This is a genomic window from Paenibacillus sp. BAC0078 (assembly GCF_054483875.1).
This window is the reverse complement of record NZ_JBTLRW010000009.1, coordinates 189,302-203,073: the sequence shown is the minus strand read 5'-3', so window position 1 is coordinate 203,073 and position 13,772 is coordinate 189,302. Positions and strand designations below refer to the sequence as shown.

The following is a 13,772-nucleotide window of genomic DNA, read 5'->3' as shown; positions in this document are numbered from 1 at the left end:
CGCTCAGAGCGCTTCAATAATGTCCCCGGCGATCACAGCCGATGGATCATGCCGCAAGCGGGCGGCGCGTTCCCCGGCCAGACCGTGCAGATATACACCAAAAGCCGCTGCCTGTGCAGCATTCAGCCCTTGCGCGAGCAGCCCGGCAATGATCCCGGTCAGCACATCGCCCGCGCCGCCGGTGCCCATGCCCGGATGGCCCGTGATGTTCACATAAGCCTCGCCTTCCGGCGTTGCAATCACGGTATGCGCTCCCTTCAGTACAAGGGTCACCCCGTGCTTGCAGGCATAATCCAGCGCCAGACCAATTCTGTCCCGCTGCACCTCAGCCGTGGAAATCCCCGCCAGACGGGACATTTCCCCCGGGTGAGGCGTCAGGATGACCGGATGGCGTCGGCTGGCCCAAGCGGTGTAGCCGCTGTCTGCCAGAATGTTCAGGGCATCGGCATCAATGACAAGCGGCGCTTCGATGCCTTCCCATAACATGCGCAGCCATTCCTGGTCGCCCTCGAACCGGCCAAGGCCGGGGCCGATTGCGGCAACGTCCCGGCTGGCACTCAGCCGCAGCACTTCTGCGGCAGTGCCGGCGCTCCATGTGCCGCTCTCTTCCCCAACTGCTGCCAGCATCAGCTCCGGGGCCGCGCCTATGACATAGGGCAGCAGCTTATCCGGCAGTGCCCAGGTCACAAGTCCGCAGCCGCCGCGCAGCGCGGCGCGGGAGGCGAGCAGGCCTGCTCCGCTCATGCTTAAGGTTCCTGCGGCCAGCAGGACATGCCCGTAGGTACCCTTGTGGCCCTCGGGCGAACGGCGGCGTGACACGTCTACCATAAGACGTGTCCGCAGCACTTCCGGCGTCAGCAGGCTGGCCGGGACGCCGCTCTCCCGCGCCAAAGCAGCCGGGATGCCGATGGAGCGGACCACCACACGCCCGGCACACGCCGCGCCGGGGTACTGCACCAGCCCGCGTTTGAGAAACGCGAGGCACACCGTCACCGCCGCATGAACGCAAGGCTCATGCGTCCGGCCCGTGTCCGCATCCAGCCCGCTCGGGATGTCTGCGGACACAATCGGTTTGCCGCTGCCGTTCGCGGCGGCAATCAGCTCCGCATAGGCACCGCGCGGGGCTCCCGCGCTGCCGGTGCCAAGCAGTGCATCCACGATGCCACTGCATGCGGCAAAGTCCACCCGGTCCCGCCCGTAGACCAGGGCGGGCAGGCCCATCGCTGCAGCGGCGTCCCGCTGCAGCGCAGCTTCGCCGGCCAGCGACTCCGGCGCGGCCGCGTACACCAGCGTGACGGCGATGCCCGCCTCACGCAGGTACCTGGCGGCGGCGAGGCCGTCGCCGCCGTTGTTGCCTTTGCCGGCGAGGACGAGCCAATGCTCGGCGCCGGCATGCTCCAGGGTCAGCGCGGCATCGCCGCTGACCGAGAACAGCGCACCGTGCTCCCCGGTGCGCCCATTCCCGGCGCGGTGCCAGCAATCCGCGCCCGCCTCCAGAGCATCTCCAGCTCTATCCGCACCAGCAGTGCTTCCTGCCCCCAGAGCTACTCCAGCTCTATCCACGCCCCCCACATACCAACCATCCGCACCAGCCAGGCTTCCTGCCCCCAGAGCTGCTCCGGCTCCACCAGCCCGGAAACCTCCCGCCGTATGCCCAAGGCCCGCGGAACCTCCCGCCACCCCACGCCCCCGCTCACGGCAAAAGCGGACGATCTCCTCAGCAATCGCCCGTCCGGCATTCTCCATCAGCGCAACCGCCGGGATGCCCAGCCGCCCGATTGTCTCGCGGTCCAGCTCCCGCATTTGCTCCGCAGTAACCAAATACATATAGACCCATCCCCTTTCCGCCGTTACAGACGATTATATCCGCCGGGCCGGCTCCGGAAATTTGGATACCTTCTTTTTCCATAGGACTGCGGCGTGTACAAGCTGTACCCGGCTCCACAACCAACGTATCCGCCCGTAAATTGTCATCGGCAATGCCGGTGGAGAGCAGAGCTTGACCCGGGTTCACTAAAACGGCAACACGATTAAATCACTCTTGGGTGCTCTCGTCAACACCCGGCTCTTCTCGGCTCCGACCAGAACATCATCCTCAATCCGCACTCCGCCAATGCCCGGCAAGTAAAGCCCCGGCTCAACCGTCATGATTGTATTCTCAACAAACGCATATTCCGCACGATAGCTGATATAAGGCGCTTCATGGATATCCAGCCCGATGCTGTGGCCGGCGCCGTGATTGAACAGGTCATTTACATTTTCCCTTATGAAGGGACTGCGGATAATCGAATCCAGCTCTTTGCTTATCATACCGTGACGAATGGCGTTTAAGCCCGCCAGCTCCGCTTCCAGCACCAAATAATATATTTCTTCAAGACGCGGATGGGGCTGGCCTACCGCAATTGTTCTGGTTATATCTGAAGCATACCCTTGGAAGGTTGCGCCATAATCCAGGATGACCATATCTCCCTGTTCGATGACTTTATCACTTGCCTCACCATGAGGATAAGAGGAACGGATACCCGATGCAACAATGGTTTCGAAGGAGGTCTTCTCCGATCCCTTCTGCTTCATGAAATACTCCATTTCGGCAGCCACCTGCTTCTCTGAAAGGCCCGGACGGATGAAATTTAGAATGTGTATTAACGTCTGATCAACGATTTTCACCGCCTCTATGGTCTTGCGGATTTCATCCTCGTCCTTTACAGCGCGGAACTCCTCTACCCAGCCATCTGCTGTTCTGGCCTTCACCTGAACCAGAGCTTTGAAATGCTCTCCATCGCTGTAGCTCAAATGTCCCCCTTCAAATCCAACCTCTTGAATGTTGTGTTTGCGGATAATTTCCGCCGCTTCATCCAATAGGGATTGTTTCCAGCATGCAATCTGAATCAGGTCGCTCAGCTCCTCGCGGGCCTGCTCCACATAACGGCTGTCCGTAATAAAATAGATTTCATTTTCTGTAAGCAGCAAAGCTGAATCTTCTCCTGTGAACTCGCATAAATAGCGGACATTTTTCGGATTACTCACATACAGGGCCGGAAGGTGCTCATCTGACATCTTTTTCAACAAACGTTCAATCCGCTTCATCTTGCATTACTCTCCTTTTCCATAACAGAAGGGAGGAATGTATTACTCCCTCCCAACGTCTTGTCATATAGAATTTATATAGTCTTTATATATAAATGATAGTGCTCATGGTTCAGTTCAGCAAGCGGAGCAAATTCAAGCTTCAGAGCTTTATAGACAAAGCGGTTGGAGTCTGCAACCCGCTCAAATTGCCCAGCAATATCTCCTTCATGGACCGGCAGTTCATAGTACTCCTTCTGAGGTGACACAGCAGCAAGGATATAAGGGCCGAAGGCTACCGAAGCAAGGTCGGCTTTATCCGGCGTATATTCCAAACGCAGCTCTGGGCTGAACTTGATGTTCACTTTATCGCCCTTGCTCCATTTCCGGGACAGCACGATATATCCGTTTTCTTCAGCAGCATGAACTTCTGTACCGTTCACATAAGCCAATACTTTTCCCTGATGCCAATAAGGCTTGCGGATTCTCAGGCTGGTTCTCGCCAGTGTCTCAATGTTAAGCTCCAGCTCACCGGTGAACACTTCAGGGACAGATTGCACCAACTGCAGCCCCTTCCCGGCATCCTCCAGAACAGACGAAACAAACAAATTGACATATAAGGAATCCGCGTCTTCGAAGAAAATCGCTTCACCATACTTGAAGTGGTTCTCCAGTCCCGTCCCATGACAGCAGGAGTTCTCCTCATCGAACCCTTTTTGCCCGCCTGGAAGGGTCGGCATAAAGTAGGTGCTGGCGCCCAGGCATTCATGATCCGTGGAAGAAAGAATATGGTTGAGCATGGTCCGCTCGTAATAATCCATATACTTTACATCCTTCTCATACATATATAGCTGCTTTGTCAGCTTCAGCATATTGTAAGAGGCACAGGTTTCAGCCGTATGATCTGTAAGATGTGCGCCTATTTTGTGCGGCTGCTTGAACATTTCCCCTTCGCCGGTTCCGCCAATCGAGTAGATATGCGCATTCACAACCGATTCCCAGAAGAACCTGGAGAGCTCATAATATTTATCTTCTCTTGTAGCTTCGAAGATTTTGAAGGCTCCGACGATTTGCGGGATGTGCTGATTGGCATGCATCGCGCCCAGAGCGTCCACCTGCTGCGTCATCGGAAAGAACAAGCGGTCATTATCGAACAGCTTTGCCGCAAGAATATGATGTTCCTTATGGGTATAAGTAAAGAGCTCGGCCAGGGATTCATTGATGCCGCCGTATTCTCCGGCAATATACATGCTCCACATTTTCTTCAATTGCCCCTGCGGCAGCGCGCTTAAGCGGTTGTAGACCCAGTCTCCCAGCTTGTCGGCGATGGTCAGCGCCAGTCCGATGCCCGCAATGTTATAGCCGTCCAATAGACCGGCCAAAATTTTGTGCAGGGTATAATACGGAGCCCAGATTTCCGGATAACGTGTATATACCTCCAGTAGATCAAACTGCTCTTCAGAATACGCGCTGATAAATCCGTAATGGTAACGTTCATCCGCCTCAAAGGCCAACTGCACCTTGTTCAGCTCTTCAATCATGTAGTTCAATTTTGTGTAGATCTGCACATTGCCGGTTGAGGCATAGCATAAAGCCAGGGCAGAGAGGTAGTGCCCGGTGGTATGCCCTTTCAGCAAGCTGTCCTCCGAGTCCCAGCCGATCATTGCTGGAGCATTCAACGTGTCCAGACCGGCGGCTTTCCTGAAATTGTAGAGCATTTGGTCATCGTCAACCGTAAGCAGAAACTCCAGTCTCCGGTCCTGGGCAGTTTTGAGCAAGGAAGAGCCTGCCAGATGCGCATTTTTCATCGGGACAGCATTCAACTGCTGCTTTTTATCGCTCAATTTCGGGGTGCTGTTCTCTACCAAGATAACGGCCTCAACCTCATAGATGGTATCCGTCAGATTGCCAAGCGCCCTTTGCTCCCCGATATCGGCATAATTTCGTGTGTCGCCCCCGCGCCATGTCACGGAATGGGCCAGCACATCCCCGCTTACGGTTTGAATGGAGACAACGGAAGGCAGATGAAATTCCTTGTTCACTTCCCGCCGGATGTATACCGGAAAAATCTTTTCAACCTGGATTTTATTTTTCTCCTCCAGTATCTTCACTTCAAAAATCTTTTTCAGACTCGCTTCTCCGTAGCTGAAGGTGGCGGTCACCGGAATGACCCGGTCCCCTTTTCCATACTCAGGCTGGTGCACCTTCCCGGAACCGTTAATCCAGCGGTCATCCTTCGAGACCCAGGTAATTTGCGAACCATTTTTGCCTTCGGTCGGCAAGGTGATATCAAACTCTACGGTTTTGAGATTTCCAAGATGCAAGGCCTCAATGTCCCTTTGGACAATTTCCAGATCAGTCAATGTATTCGACATTTGCTTTCCTCCTAGGCTTACTTTTTTAATCGCTTTCACATAATCCATGTTACAAGAAATAAAATTTACTGTCGGTAGTTGAAAAAAAGAATAGGTGGATTATAGTTACTATATGGCAATTTCGATTTATGGGAGGAGCTTAAGCTATGTACTTCGTTGATAAGGAATTTTCGGGGCAAGCAACCCTCATTTCTGCCGGAACTTTTCTTACAGATCGGCCTTGGATTCATAAAGAAAGGATCATCGACAGCTATGAAATCATCAGTCCTATAGACTCCACCCTGTACATTGATTGCAACAATATCCCCTACGCTATTGAATCCGGCGAGATTCTTGTCATTCCTCCACACACGCTTCACCGGGGGCTCAAATATTGTGAGGGCCGGATCAAATTTCACTGGCTGCACTTCGCAGCAAGCAATCTGCAGCTCAGGACTGAAGAGGATGTCCTCCAGGACATTAACGACAATAATCTGGATGAGATGATTGTTCTGCCTGTATACACCAACAAAATCGACTCCAAACGCTTCCACATCATGTTCAATCAGCTGCTCGATCTGTACCAGAAGAATAAAAGAAAAAACTACTTGAATGCTTATTTGACCTGTCTTCTACACGAATTGACCTCGGAAATCATGGACTATCTTATCCAGAAGGAATTTAACGGCAACCGGCTGCAGCCAATCCAGGACTGGATCAGAATCCACGCCTTTGAGGATATTACGCTTGAACACATTGCCGATCATTTCAAATACAACAAAAACTACTTGTCCAGAATTTATAAGAAAAATACGGGAATCGGCATTTCGGAGCAGATTATCAAATTCAGGCTGAAGCACGCGAAAGAGCTGTTGACCGAGACCGACCTAAGCATTAACGAAATCGCCTCGGAAGCCGGATATGAGGACTCGAAATATTTCATGCGTTTGTTCAAAAAATATGAGAGCGTCACGCCCACCGAGTATCGAAAAACCTTTTTTTACAAGCATTTTAATAAAAAATAATTGGATGCCGCATAGTCCACCTTAAGTTAGGTTTGCGCTACCGTTTTTCAAAGGAATTGATGCTATTCTAAAAGTAAGCGGTTTCCGCAAAACAACCTTACAGGGGGATTCTATGACAGAGCATGCCGAGCTAAAAATTTCAGCCGTCCGATTTATTGATCTCCAAAAAATCGAAATTTATTGGAATGCCGATGCAGAAGGGGCCAATGATCCGCGGTCTTTTTCAGTGGAGCTTAATGGAGTGAGCCAGCCGCTGTGCAATAACGATGATCCGGAGGCCTGGGATACCCGATGTGTGTACGAGAAGACTAAGCGCAGAACCACCCTAAGTCTGCAAAACCCTATACAGTTTAGCGATTTGGGTAAAGTTACGCTGTCGGTCGTTGGGCCTGTCCGCAGTGTGCAGGGGAACCAGCCATCGCTTCATCCCTTCTATCCTATTAAGAATCTGGAACACTTCTATACCCGGTTCACCCGTACTACATCAGGAATTCTGATTAAATCCTCGGCCCTTGTTGACTATGCTGTACATGAGAAGGCGTGTGCGATGATTGAAATCATGTTATGCAAAAGACCTGAGATCGCGGAGAAGATGGTGGAGCATCACGCCGCTCTGGCTATTTATGGATTGCAGGAAGATGCCTATGACATACCGGAGCATCGCGGCGGAACGGATTTCCTGCAATATCCCGTAGAGGGCTTCGGCGGAACGACAACCATCCCCGTGACTTCGGTATCGGAAAAGAATGTTATGCGTTATGTGGAAGGGCCCTCTCAGACCAAATATAAAAATGAATCCATTGTGGCCCATGAATTCGGGCATGCCGTCCATCTGATCGGGATTAATAATCTGGAGGACCAGACACTAGCCAAGCAGCTTGTTGCTGCCTATGAAAGCGCTGCCTCGAATAACCTTTGGCCCGGAACCTATGCCATCTCGAATTACGAGGAATACTTCGCAACGCTAACGGCCATCTGGTTTAACGTTATGGCTGAAAGCAGCGACGGTACCTGGGATGGCGTCCGTGGCCCGGTCAATACCCGTGAGGAATTGAAAGCGTATGATCCTGTAGGATATGCCTTTTTTGAGTCGATTTATCCTGACCGCACCTTCCCTGACCCCTGGAGCAGCACACCGAATAATTTCCCCGTTCCAGTGGCCTGAGCGATCTACACAAACAACCCCCGAACCTTCAGTTGGTGAAGGTCCGGGGGTTGTTTGGTTGGCACTGCTGTTATTCGGCTTCCAGTATGAATAATCTGGACAGGAAATCTCCCCGCGGGACTTTGGAATGATAGTCGCCGGAAGTGCTGTCATTCAGCAGGATTCCAATTTTCATCCATTCATCGCCATAGCCGGAACGCTCGTAATTATTTTCGGTTATGCGGTACTTCTTGCCTTGATCCAGCCCGGCGAGTCTCAATCGCGTATACCCGCCGTTTACTGCAGTAAGTGTCCGGTAATACCCCACAATTCCGCGGTTTTTATCCTTGGACAACACCATCCATGCAGTTATATTCCCGTCAAACGGACTAGCCAGCCGGTAGAATGTGCCCTGATGAATAAGCTCCCGGTTCGCTTTCATAAATTGGACTTGCTCCCGGACCATCTTCTCTTCAGCCTCCGAAAGCAGACTCAGGTCCAGCTCATAGCCAAAGGTTCCAAAATACGCTACATCCCCCCTTGTGGCAAGCGAGGTGCTGCGGTTGGTTTGATGGTTAGGGACCGCTGACACATGGGAGCCCATGCTGCCAAGCGGATAGATCATAGAAGTCCCGTATTGGATTTTTAGCCGCTCGACGGCGTCCGTATCATCTGAAATCCAGCCCTGCGGACAGAAATACAGCATGCCCGGATCAAACCTTCCTCCGCCGCTGGCGCAGGATTCAAACAGCACCTCCGGGAATTTTCCAGTCAGACGCCCGAACAGCTCATACAAGCCCAAGATATACTGATGATACACCTTCCCTTGATAATCGCTGTCTCTCCCGGCAGAAAACACCTCTGACATGGAGCGGTTCATATCCCATTTCACGTAGGAAATATCCGACTCGGACAGTATCTTGCTGATGGTAGCATCCAAATAATCAATAACTTCAGCTTTCGTCAAATCCAGCACGTATTGATTTCTGCCCGGGCTCATGGAACGGTAAGGAACCGACATAATCCAATCGCTGTGCTTCTGGTACAGCTCGCTTTCTTTACTGATCATCTCCGGTTCAAACCAAAGGCCGAATTTCAGGCCCATGTCCGTTATTTTGCGGGCCAGACCGGAAATTCCGTTCGGTAATTTATCCGTATTGGGATGCCAGTCCCCGAGCGAAGTCGTATCTGTATTGCGCTTGCCGAACCATCCGTCATCCAGAACAAATAATTCAATTCCCAGTTTGGCGGCTGAATGCGCAATTTCCACAATTTTCTCTTCATTAAAATTCATATAAGTGGCTTCCCAGTTATTAATCAGAATGGGACGGGGCCGGTCCCTCCAGAAGCCCCGCACCAATCGGGTCCGGTAGATCTCATGGAAGGTCTGGCTCATAGGGTTCAGCCCTTTATCCGAATACACCATGACCGCTTCAGGGGTCTGGAAACCCTCGCCCGGCAGCAAACTCCAATCGAAGCCATTCGGGTGAATCCCCATCATCACACGCGTAACATCATACGTATCCGCCTCCACTTGAGCCAGGAAATTGCCGCTGTAGATCAGACTGAGTCCGATAGCTTCTCCGAGAAACTCCGTCGTTTCCTTCCGCTTCAAGCCGATAAAAGGATTATAATTATGGCTGCTGTGTCCCCGCAGGCTATAGATGCTCTGGATGCCGCAATGCAGCGGATGGGTCTGAATATGCCGCTCCCTTCCCCATGCGCCGGTTAAATTGATCATTTCATAATCCTGATCCGGAAGGTCCAGATTCAGGCTCATGGCAGATTCAAGCCGGATCGTCTGCTGTCCCAGGTTGCTTATCTTTATATTTCTGGTCAGGACAGGCAAGCTGTTATAGAGGGTGTACTGCAATTCCACTTGGCAGCCCAGCCATTTATCCAGCAAAAAAACACGGAGGGTCTGTGCTTCATCCTCTTTCTCGACATAAGTCGCCGGCAGTCCTTCAAGATAAGGCTTGCCGGGGACAATCTCATGACTCACGTACTCCAGACAGGTTGTATGGCTGCCATCCTCCTGAAGAATATGCAGTCCGCAGGTTCGCAGATCGCCTGCTCCATATACAGAAATCTCTTGTTTGACCTGCTCAAGCGAAAATTTCGCGTTGCCCTCGAAAACACAGGGAGACATATCGCGGAAGCCCAGCTCCAGAAGATGCGAGAAGTCCTCGCGGTCGCGGATTCTTTTGCCATAATATAAATGTCCCGGCTGATGATTCGGCATGATGCAAAAAATATAACTGATCTCATCATTATACAAGTGGAATTGTCTCGTTGTTTCATGAAATATTATTGGCATGACCTTAAACTCCTTTTGTTCAAATATAAGAATTTATATGTTTCACACTATAAATTATCCTTATATTTCTCGCTGAAACGGATACCGTCCTTATAAGGACGGCTTAGCCGTTTCCACTTGTTATACCATATCCTTCTCGATATTTTTCGAAAACACAAAGATGAACAAGGCCGTAATCAGCAGAAGCGCGGTCATAATAGGGAACAGATTCACTTGCTCATCCGCCGTCTGATAGAAGTTGAACAGAATCAAGGCAATCCCGTTCCCGATCGTGCCCGCTTGCCCCCAAGCTGTCTGCATCTGGGTATCATAAGCGTCAGGCGACAATTTGGCTACAAGCGATGAACCGATTGGCCAGACCAGATTATCCGAGAACGTAAGAAACAGGTAGTAGAACACCATCCAGAGCAAGCTATACGGTGCCGAGTCCTTGAACATAATAATCGGAATGGTCAGCAGGCCGTAGCCAAGAGCGGAGAAGAGAATACCCCAGCCGTACTTATAGGTTGTTCGGATGTTCGTTGCACGGGTTTTGGTCCAGAGCCACACAAATACAGGTGCCAGCGCTAACCCTAGAACAGTATAGATGGTTCCCACCGATCCAGGGGCAAGTTCAAATCCAAAGATATTGCGGTTAATTTTCTGGTCTATAAAAATAGCCACCGTCGAGGTCAGCATGGTTCCGCACAGCGCCATTACGATTTGAGCCGAGAACAGCTTCAGGAAAGGCTTCATTCTTCGTCTGTCCGTTGTCGTCAAGTCTTTTTTGCTCATAAGATTGGTCAAGAAGACTATCGGAATAATAAAGGTCGCCGAAGTAATGATGTTTAGTACTCCCTGGAAGGACATTACTTTGGTCAGGACCAATGCTACAATTGTGCCGATAAAAACAACCATAATGGACACAAACCGGATGAATAATTTAGCGAATTCCCCCTCTTCAAGCGGCTTGACCGGCTTCTCACCCAGGGTGCCAAAATACTTGTGCTGCGTAACAAAAATAACGGCGCCATACAGAAAAGCGGCAATGGCAGCGATCAGAAAGCCGATATGGTAGTTTTTCATACCAATTTGTCCGACCAGCACCGGAGCCACAAGACCGGCAATATTATTCGCAATGCCATGAATGGTAAATGCAGCATCACGTCTGCCGTTATCGGATTTGCGGTACAATTGGCCTGTCAGTGAAGCGTTGCTCGCACCCATGATTGGAAGCGCCATCAAAAATAGGGCGATTAACGCAAAAATTCTTCCCTGGGTCAGCGAAAAAGCCGGAATAGCCAGAATCCCAAATGCCGTCCCTTTTACTATATTCCCTATAATCAAGGCTTTCCGCATCCCCAATACGCGGTCCGCCAGCCAGCTTCCTAGAATCCCAAAGATGGAATTGCACGCAGCCATCGCCGTAATCATGGAGGCAGCCTGACCTTCTGTGAAGCCTAATCCTTTCGTATACGGAGTATAGAGATAGAAAATTAAAATCGCATACAAAGCTCCCCATGCAAAGGAGTTGAAAAAATTACCTGCTGCCAGCGCCCCTACCCCTCTTGGATGCCCCAAAAATTTCTTGTCGTCAAGCACTTCCTCTGGATTCATAGCGATTCCTTCTTTCATCAGTATTTCTGTTCAAGTTTTCCCTTTAAAATATATCAGATAACCTTTTCTAAAACGGTAGCGAAAAGTTGGGATAGGTGGACATTTGTTACCTAGTACATTTTGGTTATATGAACAGAAAACAAAAAAGAGCCGACCCTAATTTAAAGGATCGGCTAAAATAATTTTTTTGCTTTATCTATGACCTCAGACAGCGGTGATCCAGAGCCATTTACATCGGGAAAAACCTTTGATATTTCCAAACAGTTCTCTTAGTTACTTTTTCAAATCCTAACTTTTCGATAAAACCATCGCACTCTTCACCACTTCAGCTAATTCATAAGATTTTAATTTTCCTCCTAATTCAAGTGTATTTTCCTTTTGTTTTATATATCCTTTCTCACCTCAGTTGTAGGTGTAACCATGTAGCCTCCATCATTTTTCCAATGAAGTCGCACAACTTTTTTGTCAGTCACTGCTTTAGCATAACCTTTAATATTTAAATGTTTTTCAATTACTGATACTTTAGGGTATTCACTATCAGTTTTCCGGGAATAACAAAGTTCAACCCCGTTTCTTAAAGCATCTTGAAGTTGTTGAATTGAATATAGACTTTTAAATAATCTCAGCAGTTACATTCTGCTCTTCCCATGTAACATGAGGTATTATAAGTATATCTTCTTGTTTATTTATATAGACTGTTACAATCTTGTAATCAAAGACCATCAGTTATTCCACTCCTATTCCACAATCTTTACAATTACTTGTACGCCTTGTTTGGACGCTTGGTCAATTGCCTTGTGAAGTTCTCGCTTGAGATTTAGTCAGTTGCACAGGAGGTAAGGCTAACTCTAGAATTCTTTTCGTGCTAGAACTAACATCGACCGAAATACCGTTCCAAAATGTGTCGGTAAAACCCTCTAATTTATCAATATATCCCATAACGTATCATCTGCCGAACTAATCATTTCAATGATAAGGTAGCGCAATGACTTATCGCTTCTAAGCGATTAAATCCATCTGGATCACCTTCTAAAGCGCACTCAAGCCGATGCACCGTAGAATCTTTAACGGTGCTTTGATCTAGTCGTTGTGGTGGGACATGAACGGATTCGCTCAGTTCACTTCATCCATGTACGTATTAGCGGCCTGATTGCTCTTAATAGGGTTAAGTTCGTTTAGGATATGCCACCCGATTCATTCAGCACTCGGTGGGGCTAAAAAAAGAAAAACCACATGGAGTATTAGCTCACATGTGGTTAAAATACACTCGATCAATATTGAGTTTAATATTTATGCTTTTGCACGCAGAGGATAGAACATTATTCAAGACGTTCAGCAACTTCTACTGCTTCGGCTATAAAATCACGAATTTCCTTGATTGATTTTGTTGTTTTGCAGAATATCGGATTTAACCAATCATCTATTTTCACAACAACCAGTTTAAAACAACCTTCTTCCAAATCGAATTCAGGATACCAACCCAAGTCTAGAACATTAACATTCTTATAACGAACTTGAAGAATATCCTCTTTGAACGACCAAATTTGTTCAGCATATGATATATTATCCACAAAATCGAAGTCGTTCAAAATTACCGTTCCTGTTTTGAAATCAAACTTTTCCAACAGTTCCCCCCCTAATCTTTTAGCAAGTTTTTATACTCTTGCTCCGTTATTGGATGGCCATGTATTTCCATAGAATCTGCTGACAGTTCTATTCGCATATAGACAGTATCCTTACCCTTAGTGGCCCCAATAACTTCATCAAATTTCATTACTTTCCATGTTTTACCATTAGTTGTAGGAGTACCATATTCCCATGCATACCTCTCCAGAGCTTCTATATCAATATCAGTTTTATACATAGCATTGCCATGCTTTGTTGTATCTCTTATATCACTCCAGCTCATTTTTTTATAACCTTTAATACTTTTAAAATCATGTTTTGCATAATTTATCCATTTTATTTCTGAACTAACAGCCGCTGAGATTACTTTTCCTTCCTTCATAATGTTGACAAACATTTTACCAGCAACGCTTTCAACTTTTCCTAAAGGAGTAATACCAATCAAGGCAAGGGCAATATCTAATCGGCTTGCGTTAGGATCGCGTAAAGTATTTATGTTATCAATTATAAGAAAATTCAATGCCAACCCTACAGGTCCACTCCAACCTTTCCACGGATCTGTTGCTGAGTTCGCGTCACCTGCAAAACCTGAAAATCCAGCTCCCCAAGCATGCTCATGCCCCGTCGGATCACTATAAATTAAC

The 13,772-nt window shown here is 48.8% G+C and carries 9 protein-coding genes; 2 read left to right on the top strand and 7 right to left on the bottom strand.

All coding sequences use genetic code 11. From position 1 onward, the window contains the following. Nucleotides 1-3: 3 nt before the first annotated feature. The 3 genes from ACX1DY_RS18375 to ACX1DY_RS18365 all read right to left on the bottom strand — a co-directional run bounded on the left by ACX1DY_RS18375 (nucleotide 4) and on the right by ACX1DY_RS18365 (nucleotide 5,441). Nucleotides 4-1,827: an NAD(P)H-hydrate dehydratase gene (locus ACX1DY_RS18375; protein ID WP_458965644.1), complete on the bottom strand. Its 1,824-nt coding sequence runs from the start codon at nucleotides 1,825-1,827 to the stop codon at nucleotides 4-6. Nucleotides 1,828-2,013: 186 nt separating this feature from the next. Next, nucleotides 2,014-3,087: a M24 family metallopeptidase gene (locus ACX1DY_RS18370; RefSeq protein WP_458965643.1), complete on the bottom strand. Its 1,074-nt coding sequence runs from the start codon at nucleotides 3,085-3,087 to the stop codon at nucleotides 2,014-2,016. 74 nt (nucleotides 3,088-3,161) lie between these two features. Continuing rightward, nucleotides 3,162-5,441, bottom strand: coding sequence for a beta-L-arabinofuranosidase domain-containing protein (locus ACX1DY_RS18365; protein WP_458965642.1), 2,280 nt, complete (start codon nucleotides 5,439-5,441; stop codon nucleotides 3,162-3,164). A 146-nt stretch (nucleotides 5,442-5,587) separates the two neighbouring features. Here ACX1DY_RS18365 and ACX1DY_RS18360 point away from each other — a divergent pair, with 146 nt between their 5' ends. Together ACX1DY_RS18360 and ACX1DY_RS18355 are read left to right on the top strand one after the other, a co-directional pair. After that, complete coding sequence (locus ACX1DY_RS18360; protein ID WP_458965641.1) at nucleotides 5,588-6,445, top strand: helix-turn-helix domain-containing protein; 858 nt, start codon at nucleotides 5,588-5,590, stop codon at nucleotides 6,443-6,445. 112 nt (nucleotides 6,446-6,557) lie between these two features. Next, nucleotides 6,558-7,610: a hypothetical protein gene (locus ACX1DY_RS18355; protein ID WP_458965640.1), complete on the top strand. Its 1,053-nt coding sequence runs from the start codon at nucleotides 6,558-6,560 to the stop codon at nucleotides 7,608-7,610. 70 nt (nucleotides 7,611-7,680) lie between these two features. On the opposite strand, the gene ACX1DY_RS18350 is transcribed toward ACX1DY_RS18355, so the two are convergent. From ACX1DY_RS18350 to ACX1DY_RS18335, 4 genes are all read right to left on the bottom strand, one after another. Next, on the bottom strand, nucleotides 7,681-9,906 hold the full coding sequence (locus ACX1DY_RS18350; RefSeq protein ID WP_458965639.1) for an alpha-galactosidase: 2,226 nt from the start codon (nucleotides 9,904-9,906) through the stop codon (nucleotides 7,681-7,683). A gap of 120 nt (nucleotides 9,907-10,026) precedes the next feature. Continuing rightward, on the bottom strand, nucleotides 10,027-11,502 hold the full coding sequence (locus ACX1DY_RS18345) for a peptide MFS transporter (protein WP_458965638.1): 1,476 nt from the start codon (nucleotides 11,500-11,502) through the stop codon (nucleotides 10,027-10,029). Nucleotides 11,503-12,821: 1,319 nt separating this feature from the next. After that, nucleotides 12,822-13,127, bottom strand: coding sequence for a hypothetical protein (locus tag ACX1DY_RS18340; RefSeq protein WP_458965637.1), 306 nt, complete (start codon nucleotides 13,125-13,127; stop codon nucleotides 12,822-12,824). Between the two features lie 11 nt (nucleotides 13,128-13,138). Continuing rightward, on the bottom strand, nucleotides 13,139-13,654 hold the full coding sequence (locus tag ACX1DY_RS18335) for a hypothetical protein (protein ID WP_458965636.1): 516 nt from the start codon (nucleotides 13,652-13,654) through the stop codon (nucleotides 13,139-13,141). Nucleotides 13,655-13,772: the final 118 nt, after the last annotated feature.